Annotated in this window: 15 protein-coding genes; 8 read left to right on the top strand and 7 right to left on the bottom strand. The window is 37.8% G+C overall.

Features of this window, described 5'->3' with window-relative positions:
* Positions 1-14 precede the first annotated feature (14 nt).
* Entirely contained in the window at positions 15-200 is a 186-nt protein-coding gene (locus H6A61_RS10505; RefSeq protein ID WP_204393458.1) for a DUF6722 family protein, read from the bottom strand.
* 281 nt (positions 201-481) lie between these two features.
* Here H6A61_RS10505 and H6A61_RS10500 point away from each other — a divergent pair, with 281 nt between their 5' ends.
* The 8 genes from H6A61_RS10500 to H6A61_RS10465 all read left to right on the top strand — a co-directional run bounded on the left by H6A61_RS10500 (position 482) and on the right by H6A61_RS10465 (position 12,630).
* Complete coding sequence (locus H6A61_RS10500; protein WP_204393456.1) at positions 482-3,880, top strand: TonB-dependent receptor; 3,399 nt, start codon at positions 482-484, stop codon at positions 3,878-3,880.
* Positions 3,881-3,891: 11 nt separating this feature from the next.
* Complete coding sequence (locus H6A61_RS10495) at positions 3,892-5,292, top strand: RagB/SusD family nutrient uptake outer membrane protein (protein WP_204393454.1); 1,401 nt, start codon at positions 3,892-3,894, stop codon at positions 5,290-5,292.
* A 20-nt stretch (positions 5,293-5,312) separates the two neighbouring features.
* Positions 5,313-7,253, top strand: a complete 1,941-nt coding sequence (locus H6A61_RS10490) for a PQQ-binding-like beta-propeller repeat protein (RefSeq protein WP_204393452.1) — start codon at positions 5,313-5,315, stop codon at positions 7,251-7,253.
* A 74-nt stretch (positions 7,254-7,327) separates the two neighbouring features.
* Entirely contained in the window at positions 7,328-8,212 is an 885-nt protein-coding gene (locus tag H6A61_RS10485) for a sugar phosphate isomerase/epimerase family protein (RefSeq protein WP_204393450.1), read from the top strand.
* Positions 8,213-8,221: 9 nt separating this feature from the next.
* Positions 8,222-9,286, top strand: a complete 1,065-nt coding sequence (locus H6A61_RS10480) for an MBL fold metallo-hydrolase (RefSeq protein ID WP_204393448.1) — start codon at positions 8,222-8,224, stop codon at positions 9,284-9,286.
* Positions 9,283-10,182, top strand: a complete 900-nt coding sequence (locus tag H6A61_RS10475; protein WP_204393446.1) for a glycerophosphodiester phosphodiesterase family protein — start codon at positions 9,283-9,285, stop codon at positions 10,180-10,182. Before H6A61_RS10480 ends, H6A61_RS10475 begins: the two co-directional genes overlap by 4 nt.
* An 8-nt stretch (positions 10,183-10,190) precedes the next feature.
* The gene (locus H6A61_RS10470) at positions 10,191-11,540 is read left to right on the top strand and encodes an MFS transporter (RefSeq protein WP_204393444.1); all 1,350 of its coding nucleotides are present in this window, start codon (positions 10,191-10,193) and stop codon (positions 11,538-11,540) included.
* 103 nt (positions 11,541-11,643) lie between these two features.
* Positions 11,644-12,630, top strand: a complete 987-nt coding sequence (locus tag H6A61_RS10465; protein WP_204393442.1) for a hypothetical protein — start codon at positions 11,644-11,646, stop codon at positions 12,628-12,630.
* A 65-nt stretch (positions 12,631-12,695) separates the two neighbouring features.
* Here the strand turns inward: H6A61_RS10465 and H6A61_RS10460 are convergent, their stop codons facing one another.
* The 6 genes from H6A61_RS10460 to menB form a co-directional block, all read right to left on the bottom strand.
* Positions 12,696-13,778: an AMP-binding protein gene (locus H6A61_RS10460; RefSeq protein WP_204393440.1), complete on the bottom strand. Its 1,083-nt coding sequence runs from the start codon at positions 13,776-13,778 to the stop codon at positions 12,696-12,698.
* 205 nt (positions 13,779-13,983) lie between these two features.
* Positions 13,984-15,147 carry an esterase-like activity of phytase family protein gene (locus H6A61_RS10455; protein ID WP_204393438.1) on the bottom strand — a complete coding sequence of 388 codons (1,164 nt, stop codon included), beginning with the start codon at positions 15,145-15,147 and terminating at the stop codon, positions 13,984-13,986.
* Positions 15,147-16,988 (bottom strand): lamin tail domain-containing protein, encoded by a 1,842-nt coding sequence (locus tag H6A61_RS10450; protein ID WP_204393436.1) that lies wholly within the window; start codon positions 16,986-16,988, stop codon positions 15,147-15,149. The genes H6A61_RS10455 and H6A61_RS10450 overlap by 1 nt, the downstream gene beginning before the upstream one ends.
* 11 nt (positions 16,989-16,999) lie before the next feature.
* Entirely contained in the window at positions 17,000-18,355 is a 1,356-nt protein-coding gene (locus H6A61_RS10445; protein ID WP_204393434.1) for an OprO/OprP family phosphate-selective porin, read from the bottom strand.
* A gap of 157 nt (positions 18,356-18,512) precedes the next feature.
* Entirely contained in the window at positions 18,513-19,574 is a 1,062-nt protein-coding gene (locus H6A61_RS10440; protein WP_204393432.1) for an o-succinylbenzoate synthase, read from the bottom strand.
* 137 nt (positions 19,575-19,711) lie between these two features.
* A complete protein-coding gene (gene menB / locus H6A61_RS10435) occupies positions 19,712-20,533 on the bottom strand; it encodes a 1,4-dihydroxy-2-naphthoyl-CoA synthase (protein ID WP_154043278.1) in 822 nt (273 codons plus the stop codon).
* Positions 20,534-20,639 lie beyond the last annotated feature (106 nt).

Raw genomic sequence — 20,639 nt, 5'->3', positions numbered from 1 at the left:
GATTGCTCCCATAATTAACTTTCTTTTTTTTCTGTATTACTAATTAACCAAAGTCCGGCTCCCAATGTCGATGCTGAAGCAACAACAACACATGCCACAATCAGCGGATTATTCATATTTCCAAAGGTTGAAGACAGTAAAAGTGCTGTAACCATATATTTGGCTATATCCATTAGCCATTTGCCAAATTCTTTTTTCATAAGCCAATAAAAATCAAATGAAAACCGTCTGTGATTTCGAACAGTACAAATATAGCGTTTTTGGTTGTATTATGCATGTAAACAGCGAAAAAATGGTGTTTTATTAAGTCGTTTCTTATATTAACAGATTTTTTTGTATATGTAATTGCTTGATTTTTAGACTTGTCATATTTTTAAAAGTACTTAGATGAAAAAAACTTCATATTTCTCTCACCCATTTTCTGTTTTCGTGTGTCAACTGATAAAACAAATTACTATTTTTATTAATTAAATTCTAATGTATGAGAATCAGATTTCTATTAGCATTATTATGCTTTAGTCTGGCATCAGGCTATTCGGCCTATGCCCAGAAGGTGACAATCAATCTACAGAATGTCAAGTTAGAGAAAGTGTTCGATGCCATCACTAAGCAGACAGGCTTAAGTGTGGCTTACAGTCGCCCTACGGTTAATCCGGACCAAAATGTCAGTATCAGTGCTACCAACGAGGAATTGGGTGATGTCTTGAAACGTCTGTTTGCAGGCACAAACGTCGCTTTCGAAATCGGTGAAGAAAAGATTTATCTTAAAGACGGCAAGACATCGTCAAATGGTAGTCAGCAAGTGAAGAAAAAAAACGTATCAGGTGTAATAGTAGATACTAACGGTGAGCCTGTAATTGGAGCCAGCGTATTGGTGAAAGGAACGACAAACGGAACTATAACAGATATGGACGGTAAGTTCACAATAAACGATGTTCCGGAGAATTCTACCCTTGATATTTCTTATATAGGTTATAAGACAATGACCTTGAAAGCCACAGACAAGAATCTGTCAAGACTTGTTCTGCATGAAGATACTGAAGTATTGGATGAGGTGGTTGTAGTAGGATATGGTGTTCAGAGGAAGCGTGATGTGTCAACGGCAGTTTCTTCCGTAAAAGCAGAAGCATTGGCAAATAATCCGGCTTCAGATTTTCGTCAGGCCCTTGTTGGTAAGATGCCTGGTGTACAGGTGACTACACCGAGTGGTGATCCGGAAGGTAGTGTCAGTATTAGGGTTCGAGGTATCAGTACTGTTAATGCAGGTAGTGACCCATTATATATAGTAGATGGTGTTCCTATGGAAAGAGGATTTGCCAATATGAATACTAATGATATTGAGTCAATAGAAGTATTGAAAGATGCTTCGGCAGCTGCAATATATGGTAGCCGTGGCTCAAATGGTGTTGTTTTGATTACAACCAAAAAAGGAACATCAGAGAAATTGACAGTACAGTATGATGGATATTATGGTATTCAGAATGTTTCAAAGAAACTCCCAATGATGAATGCTTACCAATTTGCTGAATTTGCAAGGGACGGACATAATAATGCATATTTGGCTGAAGTACCGGGTGCTTCTCCTGACGACCCTAATAGTGTGAGACCACAATCATATCATCAAATCCCGGCTGAACTCTTCCCTTATCTTGAAGGACAACCTGGGCTTACAGATACTGATTGGCAGGATGCTATTTTCCGTACTGCAAATACAACAGGGCATAATATCTCATTGTCCGGTAAAGCAAATAGTGTGAACTATTTTGTTTCCGGTAATTATATGAATAAAGAGGGTATCATTATTAATTCGGACTTCAAAAAGTATAGTATGCGTATGAATATAGATGGCAAATACAAACGATTGAAGTTTGGGGTAAATTTTGCTCCTTCTTATTCTACATCTAATAGTGTTGATGCTTCTGGAGCAGGAGGTATAGTGCAATCTGCGTTAATGATGCCACCTGTTTGGCCTGTATATAATGAAGATGGTTCTTACAATTATCAAGGAAATGGCTATTGGCGTATAGGAACAGATTATCAGCATAATGAAGTATTGAATCCGGTAGCAATGGCAAATTTACAATCTAACGTAACTGATAGAATGTCTATTATAGGAAAAGTTTATGCAGAATTGGAACTTTATAAAGGTTTGACGTATAAAATTTCATTTGGTGGAGACTATTATGGTGCTCATAATGATAAGTATCGTCAATCTGCATTGCCTCTTAAAGGTAAGAATTATTATGATATGCCTTCAAATCCGGAAGGATATAGTTCCTCAAGTTTCTATTTTAACTGGCTTATTGAAAATCAGTTGACATATAATACAACTATTAATGAAAAACATAATTTGACTGCTATTTTGGTTCAGTCTGCTCAAAAGGAAACATTTAAAAGCAATAATGTTACAGCAACAGATTATCCTAATGATTATATTCAGACAATATCAGGAGGTACTGTAACAAAAGGATATTCTGAAAAATCACAATGGTCTATTGCTTCTTATCTTGCACGTGTACAGTATAGTTTTTCTGGAAAATACATGTTGTCTGGTGCTATTCGTACAGATGGATCATCTCGTTTTGGTAAAAATAATAGATGGGGATATTTCCCTTCCGCATCTGCTGCTTGGCGTATAACAGAAGAAAACTTCTTTAAAGAACAGACTGCATTGTCTTTTATTAATGATTTGAAACTGCGTTTAAGTTATGGAGTAACAGGTAATTTCCAAATAGGCAATTATGAACATTTGGCTACAATGTCTTTGGATAATTATATATTAGGAACAGGGCAAGGATTGTTGTCTTATGGATATAAACCGGATAATATAGAACGTGAAGATTTAAGTTGGGAGAAAAATAAAATGGTTAATGCTGGTGTTGACGTACAGATGTTTAATGGATTATTGGGATTTACTGTTGATTATTATAATACGAATACATCTGATATGTTGCTGAGTGTTCCTGTTCCATTAATAACAGGTTATAGTACATCATTGATGAATATAGGAAAAGTTAATAATCGCGGATGGGAAATTGGATTGAGTTCACAAAAACATATTTCTGATGATTTTGGCTATTCTTTTAATGCAAATTGGTCAAAAAATATTAATGAAGTAAAGGCATTGGGACCAAGTAATGCTCCTATTATTTCTTCTGGAAGTGTTGAACATGCTTATTACATTACTGAAGTAGGAAAACCTATTGGCAATTATTATTTGTTGGTTCAGGATGGTATTTTTGAGACAGAAGAAGATTTGAAGAAATATCCTCATTTTGAGAATACAAAAGTAGGTGATTTTCGTTTCGTGGATGTTGATGGCGATGGTGTTTTGGATTTGGATAAGGATCGTACCGTTTGTGGTAACTATATGCCGAAATTTACATATGGGTTTGGTGGTAAGTTGTGGTATAAAGGATTTGATTTGGATATTAATTTCCAGGGTGTATTTGGTAACAAGATACTTAATCTTAATCGCAGATATATAGATAATATGGAAGGGAATGTCAATGGTACAACTATAGCATTGGACCGTTGGCAGAGTGAAGACCAACCTGGAAATGGACAGGTGAATAAAGCTAATAGAAAACAGACTGGCTATAACGGAAGAACTTCTACTTGGCATTTGGAAGATGGCTCATATTTGCGCTTACAGAATGTGTCATTGGGATATACATTGCCTAAAAAATGGACTAATCGTTTTTATGTAGAGAAACTGAGACTATATGTATCTGGACAGAATTTAGCTACATTTACAAAATATAGTGGATATAATCCGGAAGTTAATGCCCGCCCTGACAATGCATTAACACCTGGTGAGGATTATGGAACTTATCCTCTTGCAAGGACATTCATGTTTGGTATCAATGTAACATTATAAAATGATTTATTATGAAAAGATATAATTACATATTAATATTGGCAGCTTCGCTTTCATTGATTTCATGCTCTGACAGTTTCTTTGACTTGGAGCCTTCAACCAGTGTTGTAACAGATAAAGTTTATCAAACGGCAAGTGATTTTAATGTTGCTGTTATAGGATGTTATTCAAAGTTACAGACTCAAGTTAATTTTTATATGGAATGCTGCGAGTACAGGAGTGATAACTTGAACCTTAGTGCTCCTACATCAGGTACGCAGGACAGATATGATATAGATCATTTTACTGAGAAGCCTTCAAATGGTATATTGAATGATTATTGGGCTAATTTCAATAACAATGTTTATCGTTGTAATATGATATTGGATCGTATTGATGCTGCTGATTTTGATGAAAACCAGAAAAAGCAATATAAAGGCGAAGCGATGTTTATACGTGCGTTGAATTATTTCAATATGTATCGTATTTGGGGTGGAGTACCTGTGACTAAGAAAGTTGTGACAGTGGATGAAGCCATGAAAATATCACGTGCCACTGATGAACAGATGTTAGAATTTATTGGAGGTGATTTGAAAACTATCGTTGAAGAAAACATGTTGCCGGAATCTTATTCAGGTGAAGATTTGGGACGTGCAACTTCAGGGGCAGCTATGGCTCTACTTGGTAAAGTATATCTGACTTTCCATAAATGGGATTTGGCAAGAGATGTGTTGTCACAGTTGATAGGCAAGTATGAACTTTTAAAGCCTGTTTCAAAAGTTTTTGATGTTGAAAACAAGATGAATAAGGAAATTATATTTGCAGTACGTTTTAATAAGAATGTTGAAAATGAAGGACACGGTTATTGGTATAGTATAACAAACCTTACGGATGATTCAAATCAGTCTGCATCTTTGGTAAATTCTTATGAAGCAAATGATGATAGAAAAGATTTGATTACATATGTCAATGCTGCAGCAAATGTTTGCCTGATGAATAAGTTTTTTGATGTAAAAAGTGATACTTACAATGTGGTAGGTAATGACCAGATATTGTTGAGATATGCCGATGTATTATTGATGTATGCTGAGGCGTTGAATGAAATTGGTTATGATGCTTCCGAAGGTTCTGTAGCATTGAAACAATTAAATGATGTAAGAGAACGTGCAGGTTTGGGAAAACTTTCCAATGTTGATCTTCCTGATCAGTCTTCATTTAGAAGGGCTATACTTGATGAACGTCAGCGCGAGTTTCCTTACGAAGGACATAGGTGGTATGATTTGGTTCGTATGGGATTGGCTAAGGAAGTAATGAGAAATGAGGGCTTTGATATTCAGGATTATCAGCTTTTGTTCCCTATCCCACAGAATGAGATAGAGAAAATAGGAAATACTGAAATCTTATGGCAAAACCCAGGTTATGGTAATAATTAATTTATAGGAGACAGATTATTATGAAAAAGATATTATATGGCATTTGCATGATGGTTACATTATTGACATTGTCATGCAAAGATGAATTACCACAAGCAAGCTGGAATTTATGTGAAATCACAAATTTGTCTGTGACACCGATGGATGAAGCGGTGGCATTGAGCTGGGATGTTCCGTCGGATGTAGTTTCTGATGGGTACTATATATCATGGACTCCTTCTGTAAATGGAGTGTCAGGAGGAAATGTCATTACTGAAAATAATACAGTCACAGTAGAGAATTTGACTAATAAAGTTTCTTATACATTTGCCGTACAAGCAATTTACGGTGATAAACGTTCTGGAAGAGTGTCAATTAAGGCTACTCCTGTTACTTCAAGAGTCGAACCGGCTAATTATCAGGTTATAGGAGGTGACCAAAAGGTTAAATTGGTATGGAATAAACCTTCAGAAGATGTAAAAGGATATAAGATAACAGTTGAACCAGAAAATAAAGTTATTGAAATAGACGATGCAAATATAGAATCTTATATTGTTTCTGAACTAAATAATGGAACAGAATATACCATCTCTTTACAAGCAGTGTATGATAAGGGAGATTCTGAGGCTGTTGTTGCAAAAGTAACACCGGGATATATTGAACCTATAAACGGATTTAAAGCATATCTTCTTGCAGGAGAATCAATATCATTATCGTATAATGATATGTATTTCATGGGCGAAATCAGGTTTGTGAATTGGACATTTGGAGATAACACGCAGGGACAGGGAAATTCTGTTGAAAAATCTTATACTAATGGTGGTGAATATACTATTAAAATCCAGGTTGTTTACTCTGATGATCAAGTAGAAGAGGCTGAAAAGACAATTTATGTAATATCAAAGAGTTGGGAACAAAATACTGGTTGTTATATAAAGACTTCCAATCCTGTATTCTCTATGGATGGAAATACATTCTATTTGCCTACTTCTAATCAGAAAGGAAATCTTAATGCATATAATAAGATTGATGGTTCTAAAAAATGGGATTTTGACATTACAAGCATCACTTATGGAGGTGGTTCAGCTGTAGGACCTGATGATGTTATATATCAAGGTGCACGTGACGGAAAACTTTATGCAGTAAAAGCTGATGGCAGTCAGAAATGGTTGTATGACACAGGTGCTACAAATAAGAATCTGGATTGTTTCCCGGCAGTGAAAGGTGATGGAAACATTGTTTATATTCTTGATGGTGACAATGTATTTCATGCCATTAATACATCAGACGGAAGTAAAATTTGGAGTCAGAATTTGGAAGGAACAGCTAATAAAGCTGGTGCTGTAGCAATAGACAAAGATGGCAGGATTTATGTAGGAACAAGAAGCTATATATATGCGTTTAACCACGAAGGAGAACAATTATGGAGGGCTTCTGCTGCAGTAACGGAGATTGGTTCATTTGCTATTGATGGCTCTACATTATATGCTGCTCAAATATCTGGAGCAGGACTTGTTGCTATAAATACAGCGGACGGAAGTATTAAATGGACTGTTCCTGCTAATGGTGATGCATATGCTCCGGTCGTAGATAAAAACGGTAATGTATATTTTGTTGATAAAGGTGGTAAATCTCTTTATGCAGTTAATTCTTTGGGCGAACTTGAATGGGAATTTAATGCTGGGGCGGCTTTGACGTACTGTTTTCCGGTATTGGATGAAAAAGGTATCATATATTTCGGTGCATCTAATGGTATTATACATGCCGTTGATACATCTACTGGTGAAGAGGTTTGGAATATGACAACAGACGCTTCAGGTGACAACAAGAAAGTAATGGCAGGTATGACAGTCGGTCCAGATAAGAATTTGTATGTTGGTTATATTGGAGGTAATGTAGTTGCTATACCGGTATTTGCAGGTCCTGAAACATCAACATGGAGCTGTAGAGGTGGTAATATTCACGGAACTAACCAATATTAGTAAAATTATGCTGTTTAAACGGTGTTTAAATGGTTTTTAAATACTGTTTAAACAGCATTAAAAAATTGTGTAAAATGAAAGTGCACTTAATTTTAATATCTTTTTTTGTTCTATCTTCTAATCTTTTTTCGCAAGATTTTGAGTACAAGGTTGGAACGACATCTGCATTGTGGAAGAACCCAAAAGTTGAAGATTTTAAGAATGCGAAAATTCATGGAATAGATTTTATAGAAGTAGCGTTTAATCAATTTTACAGAGGAGTTCCTGCTGATGAAGTAATTCAACGTATTCAGAATATGAAATTGAAAGTTGATAGTGCTGGTATAAATGTCTGGTCAATACATCTTCCTTTTTCAAGGACACTTGATATTTCCGTATTAAACGATTCTTTGCGTAAGGAAAATGTTAAGTTTATGGCAAAAATGATAAAGCAGGCTGCTGTTTTCAATCCGCAAAGATTAGTCCTTCATCCAAGTTCAGAGCCTATATCAGATGAAGAAAGAGGTGAACGATTGAAGAATACCAAGGAATCTATTAAACAGCTTAAAGAATGTGCGGATAGCCTTAAACTTCAGCTTTGTATAGAGAATTTACCTCGTACTTGTCTTGGAAATACACCTGAGGAGTTATTGTTTATAATTAAAGATATACCGGGTTTGAAAGTTTGTTTTGATACAAATCATTACTTTGGTGGAACGACACAACATTTTATAGATGTGTTAGGTGATTATATAGGTACAATTCACGCTTCTGATTTTGATTTTAATAATGAATGTCATTGGTTGCCGACACAAGGGGATATTGATTGGAAAGAATTGGTATTGTCATTGCAAAAAGTCGGTTATAACGGTGTGTTCATGTATGAGGCGACAAAAGATAGATTAGCAAATAATAAACGTTTGACTCCGGAACAGATAAAAACTAGTTTTCATAATATTCGTAGTCAGGTTTTAAAATGAAATAGGAAAATGAGAAGATTATCGTTTTGTTATTCTTTACTATTCGTAGTGTTACTTCTTTCTTCTTGTAGTAAAGAAACAAAAGAGGAAATTGAAAAACCTTCAGAAGAATTGACTGTTCAACAAAAAGAAGGAAAGGAGTTGGCAGAATCATTGTGGGCTACTTCGCCTTTACAAGAACAGCCTCTTGACGAAAATAGAATATTGGCTTTTGAAAGAATACAGGAATATGCCGATAAGTGTACGTCAGATTATTTTGAGAGTTATCTTAAAAGTATCAATCTTACTTCTGAAAATAAGGAGAAATATGATGTATTGCTTTATTATTACAGGTATGCATTTGACAGGATTCTAAATGATATTAAGGAAGAACAAGTAGAGGATGGAACAGCGCATATATGGATGTTGTATAATATGGGATATGTGGTAAAAACGCCTTCATGTTGTTTTGCAATTGATATTATGCACAGATGGGCAGAGAAGTTGGCCCCTTATTTGGATTTTCTTTGTCTTACGCATAATCACCAGGACCATTATGATACTAAGCTGATAGAAGCTATGTTGGCAGAAGGGAAACCTGTGATATCTAACTTTATAGAAGAAAGTAAAGAATATTATTCAAAGAAATCTTCTAACTATACCATAGGTAAAGTTTCTATACGTACTTCTATAACTGATCATAATAATTCCGGATTATCGAATTTCGTAACAGTATTTTCAATTGATTGTGGAAATGACAGTGGTAACCTTACTATTATGCATACAGGGGATTCAAACTATAAACCTTCACAATTTACTAATATTCTCAATAGGGTTAATATATTGATTCCAAGATACGCACCAGACGCATTGACTGAAAATCGTATAATTGGTGATGGAAGTGGACAAGTTGTTCCTGATTATGTTTTGTTGTCTCATATTCTGGAACTAACACATGCAGATGTGGAAAACTCAAGATGGAGTCTGCCGATGGCGTTGGAAAGGGCATCACAAATTAATTGTGAGCAGACATACGTCCCAATGTGGGGAGAGAAATTAATATGGAAGAATAATAAATTAAATTCGGCAATATGAAAAGAATTGTATATTTCATACTCTTATTTATGGCATCTGTAGGATGCTATGCACAACAAACTGTAAATAATATTTTACAGGATTTCGAAAAACCGGCATCTGAGTCTGTTTTGGTGGTTTCTCATCGTGCCGACTGGCGTAATGCGCCCGAAAACTCGTTGCAAGCAATTCAGAATTGCATAGACATGGGTGTGGATATGGTGGAAATTGATTTGAATAAGACTAAAGATGGTCAATTGATAGTTATGCATGACAGAACTTTAAATAGGACAACTAATGGTAAAGGGATGGCAAGTGATTATACTTTAGATCAAATTAAGAAACTTGTTTTGAAAAACGGAGCAGGATGTAAGACCCGCCACAAAGTCCCAACCTTCGAAGAAGTAATGCTATTATGTAAAGGTAAAGTAATGGTAAATGTTGACAAAGGATATGATTACTTTAAGGAAGCATACGCCATACTCGAAAAGACCGGTACTGTGAACCAGTGTGTGATGAAATCAGACCATCCTTATGAAAAGGTTGTGGAGGAAAATGGTGAGGTATTGGAGAAAATGGTATTTATGCCTGTCGTTAATCTGAACAAGAAAGGTGCGGAAAAGATTATTGACGACTATCTCAAAAACCTTAAACCAGTGGCGTTCGAACTGGTATTCAAGGATGATTCGCCTGAAGTCCTTAGATTGATAAAGAAGGTAAAAGATAGCGGAGCTAAAATCTTTATCAATACCCTTTGGCCCGAACTGTGCGGAGGACATGATGACGACAGGGCTGTGGAACTTAAAGAACCGGAAGAAAGCTGGGGATGGGTTATAAATCAGGGAGCAAAGTTGATTCAGACTGACAGACCTGCGTTATTGCTGGATTATCTTAGGGTCAATAGGTTACATAAATAGATTTAGTTATGTTTAGGTCTATACTGAATTTTTACAGGGTCTCGAAAGCGAGACCTTGTAGCTTTGCTTCGCCCGATGAACAAAGAAGGAAGATGACTTATTACAAATGGTCAACGTTTCTCTCTGCCACTTTGGGATATGGGATGTACTATGTTTGCAGGCTGAGTCTTAATGTAGTTAAGAAACCTATTGTGGAAGAAGGTGTATTCTCCGAAACGGAACTTGGAATAATTGGGTCTGTGCTTTTCTTTACGTATGCTATTGGTAAATTCACAAATGGTTTCCTGGCTGACAGAAGTAATATAAACAGATTTATGTCAACGGGACTTCTTGTTACAGCATTAGTCAATCTTTGCCTGGGATTTGTTAATTCGTTTATATTGTTTGCCGTATTATGGGGTATAAGCGGATGGTTCCAGTCTATGGGGGCAGCTTCATGTGTAGTGGGATTGTCGCGTTGGTTTGACGATAAGGAACGAGGCTCGTTTTACGGTTTCTGGTCTGCCAGTCATAACATCGGTGAGGCCCTTACATTCATAATCGTAGCTTCTGTAGTCTCTGCATGGGGATGGAGATATGGTTTCTGGGGTGCCGGTATGGTAGGTATAGTTGGGGCATTGGTAATCTGGCAATTCTTCCATGATAATCCGCAAAGTAAGGGACTGCCGCCTGTGAACCAGCTTAAAGAGAAGAAGGTGATGACTGAAACGGAGACTGCCGATTATAACAAGGCACAGAAACAGGTTTTGCTCATGCCTGCAATATGGATTCTAGCATTGTCAAGTGCCTTTATGTATATCAGCCGTTATGCGGTAAACAGTTGGGGAGTGTTCTATCTGGAAGCGCAGAAAGGGTATAGCACATTGGATGCCAGTTTTATTATTTCCATAAATTCTGTATGTGGAATAGTTGGTACGGTGTTGTCGGGATTTGTTTCAGACAAGTTGTTTGGCGGCAAGAGAAATGCTCCTGCACTGATATTTGGTTTGCTTAATGTGTTGGCCTTGTGTTTGTTTTTGCTAGTCCCAGGTACGCATCTATGGATTGATGCCTTGGCTATGGTTTTGTTTGGGCTTAGTATTGGTGTCCTGCTTTGTTTCCTAGGTGGATTGATGGCTGTTGATATTGCGCCGAGAAATGCTTCTGGCGCAGCTTTGGGTGTTGTAGGCATTGCTAGCTATGTAGGTGCCGGTGTGCAGGACGTGATGAGTGGTGTGTTGATAGAAGGTCATAAGTCGATGGTTAATGGTGTTGAGGTTTATGACTTTACTGCAATCAACTGGTTCTGGATAGGTGCGGCTCTACTGTCTGTACTTTGTGCCTTAATGGTTTGGAATGCAAAGGCACCAAAGGAATAATTTATTTGAAGAAGTTAGAGAAGTTATAGTTTGAAGTTAAAGTATAATCCTTCTCTAACTTTTTCAACTTTATTACCTTCTCAACTTCTTTAACTTCATATAAATGAAAAACATATATTTGATTATAATTCTTGTCGTTTCGTCTATAGGTTATATATATGCCAATGATGGTAAAGGTGAAGCGGTTATTACGATATTTTCAGATTTTCATTCCGGATTTGGCTCTTCAAATAAAGACAGAGGTTTCGGGCTGGAAAGGGCATATATAGGATACGGATATAAACTGCCGCAAGATCTGGAGATAAAGGCTGTGATGGATTTCGGAATATCGGACGATGTAAACGATAGTCATAGGATAGGTTTCATTAAGAATGCTTTCCTAAGATGGAAGAGTGGAGAGCTTACTCTCAGCGGTGGAATGATATCTACTACACAGTTCAAATTTCAGGAATCGTTTTGGGAAAAGAGGTATGTGATGAAATCTTTTCAGGATGAATATGGATTTGGTAGCAGTGCTGATCTAGCCGTTTCGGCGGAATATAAGGTTAATGATTTTCTTGCGTTTGACGGAATAGTAGCGAACGGTGAAGGGTATAAGCAAGTGCAGGTGAATGACGGATTGCTTTATGGCGTAGGTTTTACAGTAGGGTATTTAAATGGATTTGTATTTAGGGCGTATGCTTCGTATAATGAAGCTGCCGATGGGGTTAAGACCGATGATGGAATATTGTATAGGGGAGAGACGAACCTGGCATGTTTTGCAGGTTTCAGGAATAGAATTATTTCTTTAGGTGCTGAATATAATATGATGATGAATTCAGGCTTTGTTAATGATGCAGACAGATGTGGAAGTTCTGTTTATGCGACTGTAAATATTAATAATAACTTAGGTTTGTATGGCAGATGGGATTATCTTTCATCAAAAGAGTCGTGGGATAAAATATCGGATGGAATGGCTGGTATTGTCGGTCTGGAAATAAAATTTGGAAAGTATGTCAGACTCTCTCCTAATTTCAGAATATGGAAACCTTCTGATAATTCGATTAAAAATCAGACATACTTTTATCTGAATGCTTCATTTGCATTGTAGTGTTTGGTGGTATAAAATTGTTTTTGTCTTATGGGTAAGACAAAAAATGCCCATTATTGTCTTGTCTATAAGACAAAATTTATTAATGTTCCCGCCGCAATAGCCTTCGCCTTAGCCCTGTCAGGCTTTCCTGTTCCTGTAAGCGGAAGTTCCGGGATAAGGATGATATGTTTCGGACGCCAGTAATGCGGGAGGTTGTTTATCGCATCGTCAGTATTCATTTCGCGTGATACTAACATTACTATTTTCTCGCCGAACTTGGCATCCGGTACGGAGGTTATCATATATGAACCTTCCGGCAGGTAGTGACTAAGTTTTTCTTCCACTTGTTCTATCTGTACTTTCACTCCTCCGGTGTTGATAGTATTATCCTTGCGTCCGAGTATTCGGAACTGACCTTTGTCGTTGAATTCTACTATATCGTTTGTGATTAAAGTTTCAGGGTTTACTGATGGAGCAGAGATGATAAGTGTTCCTTCATCTGAAAGATTAAGTGATACATTGTCGAAAGGTGTGTACCATTCCGACGCATCACTGCCATTAAGGCGTCGCAGTGCGATATGCGAGAGTGTTTCAGTCATTCCGTATGTGCTCCATACTGCGTTGGGGAAAGACTTCAGTTCTTCAGCCATGTTCTTGTCTATTGCTCCTCCTCCGATTATGAGGTGACGGATTTGCATCAGTTTTTCTCTATCTTCCGGATGCTGCAATGAATTGAATACCTGCATCGGTATCATAGCTGCAAAGTCCGGTATTTCTGTTATGTACTGTAGCGGTCGTCCGCATGGGGCAACTACCATAAGGTTAAGGCCTGCTATTATGCTGCGTACTACTACCATTTTCCCCGCTATGTAGGGCAGGGGCATACACAATAATGCGCTGTCGCCGGTCTTTAGTCTCAAGAATGATACTGTAAGGTGTGCACTGTTCATCATCCTTTCCTTCTCTACCCATAGTTCTTTAGGAGTACCTGTAGAGCCGGATGTGTGGACTTTCAATAACGGACTCTCGTTGTACCATTCGGCAAGGAATCCACTAAGTGAAGCCATGAAACTATCTTCACCGTATTTTGATGCGAACCGCTCTTTAAGTAATGATGCTTCTTCAGCTGTATAAGTCTTTCCGTTTATGGTGATGTTCTGATGCATTATTGAGTAAATTTTCTGGAACAAATATCGTATGCATAATTATATGCAATATTCGCAAAAATTTAGAATATATGCAAGTTAGTATGATAATACAATTATTCAAATTACTTAGAAGGAATATGGGTAATGAAAAATCTGCTGTCAAAAGCCACGTGGGTATGAGAATTCTTTATGTGACATTCAACAGCAGAAAAATACAATAGGTTCATCTAATATTAAAAAACCATAATTCGTTAAAATCCTTGCATCCAGAAGGAGTATTTTTTTCAATAACAGTGTTATTGGGTTTTTCAGGGGATGTTATGCCAAAGTCATCATCATTTGCTATGCATAAAATGGAATCACCAATCATTGCAAGACCTTCTATTTTGTCATGAACATATTCCGGTGCAGCTTTTACAATATCCAATATAAGAGTTTTCTCAAGTATCTGAAAAGATTGTGTTAGGCAGACCTTATAAACCTTTTTGTTCGCATGAAAGTTTTTATCCGGAAATTTCCCATCTCTTTCCAGAACAAGCAAGACGCTATCGCTGATCCAGCATAAAGCATTTGCACCATCACTCTCCGAGTCAAGAGGATATGTATATTCGGACCATATCTTGTTAGATGTATCATATTTAAACAATGGTACAGTATGTTCTTTCGAGTCGGTAAGAGGTGACTGCATAATGCCATACAGGAATGTACCATCAGGATTTGAACATAAACCTTCAAGTCCCCTATTAGGCCTTCTTTTCTGATAATGTATAGGCATTGTACCATCAAAAGGAGATAATGATTCTATGCACCTGCCAGTTTTGTCAAAATGCATCAGAAAAGGGCCATATTCTTCACTCACCCAAAATGAGCTGTCTGGCAAAACAGCCAAACCTTCAGGGTCTATGCCATGTTTGGTATATGAGTGGATTTTTTTTCCTTCAATATCATAGGCTATCTCACCCGTAGAGCCAGGATTGTTCTTTATAGGTAAGCCGGTGAATGGAATATTATTGGTATCTTTTAAAAGAATTTCGCGTTTTAATACAAACTGTTCTTTTTCTTTTGCAAAAATGCCGATACGAGGGCAAAACTCAGGTTGCGGGAATATTTTTCCGTCACCGGATTGATTATCTACATTGGGACCTCTGTCTGTCAATAGCCAGAATGTACTATCTTTCTTCAAATACACCAGATCAGAACCGTAGCCACCAATCTGAAATGAAATCTTTGAGTCACTGAAACTGACTGTCTTTGAAGGAATTGGATAATGATAAGTTGTTGAAACTGTAGAGTCTGAATTTTTATCTGAAGAACAGGATGCATGTAACAGAATTAATGCGGTTCCATACAGAACCGCATTAATATTTATTTTTTTACATCTATACATTATTGCTTGATACTTTTGCCATTATTACTGGCGTTTTTAGAAACTTCTGTAAATACAACAATTTCGGAGCTACCGTCAGTTTTTCTTCCAGTACTGTATATTTCATTATCTTCAAAATCCCCTGTTACCATTTCATCAATCAATTTCTTGTCTTTATTGTAGAATAGAACTTTGTCTCCACCTTTTCCCAGGCCGAAGGTAGGACCATCAGTTGCATTCTTGTCAACATTTAGAGTCAGAAATGATTTTGCTTTGATTATAGTTCCATTAGGAAATGTATAACGGTCTTCTTCATCCATCTTATCATCAAGAATACTGTATCCACCCAAATCTACGTCTTTATCTGTAGAATTAAAGAATTCAATGAAGTCTTTAGTGTCATCCCAAGAAGAAATTTGTGTATCCTGATTGTTTGTGAAAACCTCATTGATGAAAACCCCTGTAGTATTGATTACTTCCTGTTTCTCCTGCGCACCGTTGTTGGATGTTCCTTTGGTAAGTTCAGCAAAAATCACCCATTCTGTACTACCGTCAGTTTTTCTTCCATAGGTCTCATTTTCAGACATATTTGGAGTAGAAATTTGGTCAATTATATTCATGTTGGCATCAGCAAGGACTATAATTTCGTCATTCTTGCTTAACCCCCATGATGGATAGTTTACTGCATCTCCGTGAAGTCCTTCCTTATCGCATTCAATAACTATAAAACCTTTAGCAGGAATAATTTTTCCGGAGGGGACGGTCCACGCCTCTTCTTGTCCGCCACCTTCCCATAGTTTCAAACCTGACATATCTATATCTTCTGATGAATTGTTATATATTTCAATATAGTCCAAATCATTGATATCTGACTGATCACTGAAAGTATATACCTCATTAATCATTAGAACACCTTTTAAATCTGAATTTGACTCTCCGTTATTGTCTTCACCTTTCGTTGGAGTATCACAGATATGCCATGATGCGGCACCATTGGATACTCTTGCATAAGATGTTCCTTTTTCCATAGCAGGTGTCTCAACTTCGTCAATTTTTTTACCTTCGCTATCCAGGAAAGTGACCTTGTCACCTTTAGAACTCAAACCGAAACCAAAACTACCGTTAGGGTTACCTTCCTGGGCCTGACTGAAGCAGATTAAACTGTTTGCTGCTATAACAGTTCCTTCAGGAATAATATACTGTTCTGTTGCTCCTTTATCATCCTGTAAAATAAAGCCACTGATATCAACATCCTCCGTACCCGGATTGAATATTTCGATAAAGTCAAATTCTCCATCCAATGGTGCGCTCATGACTTCATTAATAAGAAGGTTTACATCACTTTCATCTGTAGAATTGTCTGTATTATCGTCTGGCTCTGATGTGTTGGATTTTCCTTTTGTTCCTGCTTCGGCAACAGCCCAATCTTTTCCACCATCAGCGGTGCGGGCAAAAGTCTGTCCGTCTTCAAGGACTGGAATAACAATCTGATCAATTGTTTTATACGTACTATCCAAGAGTTTTATTTCATCCCCGTCACCTGAAATACCAAAAGCAAAATCTGTTTCTTTTTCTAATACAAGGAAAGATTTAGATGCTATGACTGCATTTTCAGGAAATGTATATTCTTCATCTGCCCCTTTGTTATCCTGGAGTTTATATCCATCTAATTTAATGTCTTTGTCAGATGAATTGTATAATTCTACCCAGTCTGTTCCGCTAGAACATACTTCATTAATAAATAATCCTGTAATGTCAGAATTTCCTAAATTCAGATCTTCTTCTGAATCGTCTTTACAGCTTGTTACAATCAATGCAGTACCGAAAAGTACGACTGCACATTTGAATAAGTTTTTTTTCATAAAATATTTTTTTAGAATGATAGCATTAATCTCATTTGTAGAATATTGAAATCTAATCCGTTTGGCATAGCTTTGCTTAATGGCTGATTATCTTTTGTTATATGACCTTTATCATCGGCATACTTGTCGTTATCCATAAATGTATAGTTCAACCCCAGCAATATATTCGGAACAGGATACCAGTTCAGGTTCAGAGCATAGGCATAAGCTGCTCCACCTGTTATTGGATTGGATATTTCATGGAAATCATTTAGGTTTACATGGCTTACTCGTCCTGCAATTTCCAGACATCCACCCTTACGTTTCTGGTACATAGGTGCAAATTCGGCATCTTCAGGAACATATCGTTTCTGTTCGCCAAGAATCATGTAAGATGCAGCTGCATACCAGCCAATAAACTCTGCGTTTTTAAGCTGCAATTTGTTATTGTTCTCTTCTTTGAATCTTGACAGTGAGGTAAACATATATTCACCATAAGCCAGAAGTTTTTTATATTTAACGGCAGCTTCAATGCCATAAGTAGTATAGTGATTAACATTTGCTATTTCCGCACGAACAAATCTGCGACGATCTGTGCGACTCTCCGGGAAGGTCCTGAACTCTACTATACGGTTTTCAGTTCCGTTAGCATCAGGAGTTCTGTATGATGCATATCCGCCGAAATGCAAAGTAAAATCGTCATTGTTAATTGGGGCGGAAGCTACACGGCCTGTAAAGCCATAACCGTCGCTGCCTCTATTCTTTTCTTTTTGTAGAATGTCAATTTGCTGACCGAAAACGCCTCCGGACAGCCACCAATGATTTCCCCATGCTGTTAAAGCTGTACCCATGCGTCTACCACCTGCAAACATTTCTACTGGCATTGGGCGTTCATTAAAAGTCAGATATCTGGAACTTGTTAATCGTTCCATACTCATAGGTTCCTTAAAATGACCCGCCTTGATTGAAATATGATCATTGAACTTATATCCAAGATACATGTCTTTAAGTTCAACTTCATTATAGGCGAAGTCAACATCCAGTTCTGCAAACCATTTTTCGTATAAAGTGGCTTTAATTGCAAATCGGGCCCTTCTTATACTTACACCATTGTTGAATCTGAAAACACCGTCATCTTCTTCAATATCTTTATTGGGTTTGGAAGATAAACCATCTACAGATTCTGTTGGCAGATAAAAGGATAAATCGGTATAGATTCTGTTATCTAGTTTTAATTTGAAGGCTTTGTCTTTGGATTGGAAAGTTAGTTTTCCTTCATCGAAAAAGATGTTACTCTTATCATTTAAGTCTTGTGCCAATATATTTCCACACAGGATGGAAAATATTCCACATGTTGTAAGTGTCTTGGTAAATAGTTTCTGTATCATTTATAATTGCATTTAATTTTTGCGTAAAAGTATTGGCCTGTTATTACAATAATATTTCACAAAAATTAAATCAATATTTCATTTTTTTATTTCCCTATTCTCTCAGAAAATAAGACTTACCAAAACTATATGAGGTATTTTGAAAAGTAGTAAATAACTAATATTTACAAAATAAATTTTGCATTGTTGTTGGTTTTTGTTTCTCCGCATCAAACCACAACCTCTCTCCCTTAATACACAGCGGAGACTCAATATTATCAGTAAACAGCTGTCCTGTGCCGAGTCCCTGTTGTAAGATATGTTCCTGGGTAGCAGTCCATTGTGCTATGGCGTTCAATCCGATATTTGATTCCAGTGCCGATGTTATCCAATAGCCGATATTTCTTTCCTTTGCCAGTCGTATCCATTCTTCAGAACCGGCAATTCCGCCATGCAGTGACGGTTTAAGAATAATGTATTGTGGACGGATAGTTTCCAGAAGGCGAATCTTTTCGCTTTCAGTATTTACTCCTATCAGTTCTTCGTCGAGAGCAATAGGTAGTGGGGTAGTGGCACATAGTTTTGCCATTTCTTCCCATTGTCCCTGACGTATTGGCTGTTCTATGGAATGAAGGTCGAACTTGCTCAGTGCTTCAAGTCTGGACATTGCGTCGGACGGTTTGAATGCTCCGTTGGCATCCACGCGGAGTTCTATTTCATCCTTGTCGAAATGGCTTCGGATAAATTCTATCAACTGCAATTCCTTGTCGAAATCTATGGCGCCGATTTTCAGTTTTATGCAGCGGAATCCGGCACTCATCTTTTCTCGGATACGGGCATACATCTCATCGAAACTGCCCATCCATATAAGGCCGTTTATGGTAATTCCCTCTTCTCCACGCGAGAATGGTGTGTCCCAGAAAGCAAGGCTACCGGCATGTAGATGATAAAAGGCTGTTTCCAGACCGAACAGCATCGAAGGGTATGGACGCAGGCTCTTATAATCAATGGAACCGGTTTTCTCTACTTGCAGGCAATGGCAATGCAGCACATCTTCGTATTCAGGAATATCGTCACAACTCAGGTTGGGAAGTGGGGCGCACTCGCCTAATCCCGATTTACCGGTTTCTGTATCCGTGAGTCGGACATACCATACTTTGCGGGTGGTATACACACCACGTGATGTACCTGCAGGTTGTTTGAAATGGAGTTCGTAAGGGATGATTTCTGATTTAATCATAAAGTATATTTTTAGATGGGCTGTATAAATAGGCGTAACACGTAAGTGTTACGCTCGTTACACGAACGTGTCACACTCGTCACACGTAGGTGTCACATGCGTCACACGAACGTGTAACGATAAAAACGTATGTTGTTTTACGGCATTTTCGGGAATTTGCTCCAGTCCGGTTTACGCTTTTCTAGGAATGCCTTTCCGCCTTCCTGTGCTTCTTCGGTCATGTAATACAGCATTGTGGCATCTCCAGCCAGTTCCTGTATTCCTGCCTGACCGTCGAGTTCGGCATTCAGACCAGCCTTAATCATACGAAGTGCAAGCGGGCTGTGTTGCATCATTGTTTCTGCCCATTCCACAACCTCGTCTTCCAGACGGTCGAAAGGAACAACCTTATTTACAAGTCCCATTTCAAGGGCTTCCTGTGCAGAATACTGACGGCAGAGGAACCATATTTCGCGAGCCTTTTTCTGACCTACCACGCGGGCAAGGTATGAAGAACCGAAACCGGCATCGAAGCTACCTACACGAGGGCCTGTCTGTCCGAATATGGCATTCTCAGATGCTATTGACAAGTCGCAAACTACGTGAAGAACGTGTCCGCCGCCGATAGCATAACCGTTTACCATCGCTATCACAGGTTTAGGAATGGAACGTATCTGCTTCTGTACGTCAAGCACGTTGAGGCGTGGCACACCGTCTGTTCCGATATATCCTCCGTGGCCTTTCACATGCATGTCGCCGCCTGAACAGAATGCTTTGTCGCCGGCACCGGTCAGTACTACTACATTGATGTCCTGACATTCGCGGCAGATAAGCAGTGCATCGCTTATCTCGGATGTAGTGGTAGGAGTGAATGCATTTCTGTATCGCGGACGGTTGATAGTGATTTTTGCTATTCCGTTATAGAAGTCGAAAAGAATATCCTGATATTCCTTTATGGTTTTCCATTCTCTTTTTTCCATTGTATATCAATTTATAATTATAATTTTGTATAAACTTACAACATCAGGAAGTGGAATAAGGCCGATTTTTCATTAATCCTTAAGATTGTATATCATGTTCAGTCCC

Origin of the sequence: Bacteroides caecigallinarum (assembly GCF_016901995.1) — a bacterium.
GTDB classification, from domain to species: domain Bacteria; phylum Bacteroidota; class Bacteroidia; order Bacteroidales; family Bacteroidaceae; genus Phocaeicola; species Phocaeicola cellulolyticus.
The sequence above is the reverse complement of the archived record's forward strand: the minus strand, read 5'-3'. Positions and strand labels throughout refer to the sequence as shown.

Bases quoted from the DNA above. Each gene is read 5' to 3' on its own strand.
- H6A61_RS10505 (WP_204393458.1), bottom strand. From the start codon at position 200: ATGAAAAAAGAATTTGGCAAATGGCTAATGGATATAGCCAAATATATG.
- H6A61_RS10500 (WP_204393456.1), top strand. From the start codon at position 482: ATGAGAATCAGATTTCTATTAGCATTATTATGCTTTAGTCTGGCATCA.
- H6A61_RS10495 (WP_204393454.1), top strand. From the start codon at position 3,892: ATGAAAAGATATAATTACATATTAATATTGGCAGCTTCGCTTTCATTG.
- H6A61_RS10490 (WP_204393452.1), top strand. From the start codon at position 5,313: ATGAAAAAGATATTATATGGCATTTGCATGATGGTTACATTATTGACA.
- H6A61_RS10485 (WP_204393450.1), top strand. From the start codon at position 7,328: ATGAAAGTGCACTTAATTTTAATATCTTTTTTTGTTCTATCTTCTAAT.
- H6A61_RS10480 (WP_204393448.1), top strand. From the start codon at position 8,222: ATGAGAAGATTATCGTTTTGTTATTCTTTACTATTCGTAGTGTTACTT.
- H6A61_RS10475 (WP_204393446.1), top strand. From the start codon at position 9,283: ATGAAAAGAATTGTATATTTCATACTCTTATTTATGGCATCTGTAGGA.
- H6A61_RS10470 (WP_204393444.1), top strand. From the start codon at position 10,191: ATGTTTAGGTCTATACTGAATTTTTACAGGGTCTCGAAAGCGAGACCT.
- H6A61_RS10465 (WP_204393442.1), top strand. From the start codon at position 11,644: ATGAAAAACATATATTTGATTATAATTCTTGTCGTTTCGTCTATAGGT.
- H6A61_RS10460 (WP_204393440.1), bottom strand. From the start codon at position 13,778: ATGCATCAGAACATCACCATAAACGGAAAGACTTATACAGCTGAAGAA.
- H6A61_RS10455 (WP_204393438.1), bottom strand. From the start codon at position 15,147: ATGTATAGATGTAAAAAAATAAATATTAATGCGGTTCTGTATGGAACC.
- H6A61_RS10450 (WP_204393436.1), bottom strand. From the start codon at position 16,988: ATGAAAAAAAACTTATTCAAATGTGCAGTCGTACTTTTCGGTACTGCA.
- H6A61_RS10445 (WP_204393434.1), bottom strand. From the start codon at position 18,355: ATGATACAGAAACTATTTACCAAGACACTTACAACATGTGGAATATTT.
- H6A61_RS10440 (WP_204393432.1), bottom strand. From the start codon at position 19,574: ATGATTAAATCAGAAATCATCCCTTACGAACTCCATTTCAAACAACCT.
- menB (WP_154043278.1), bottom strand. From the start codon at position 20,533: ATGGAAAAAAGAGAATGGAAAACCATAAAGGAATATCAGGATATTCTT.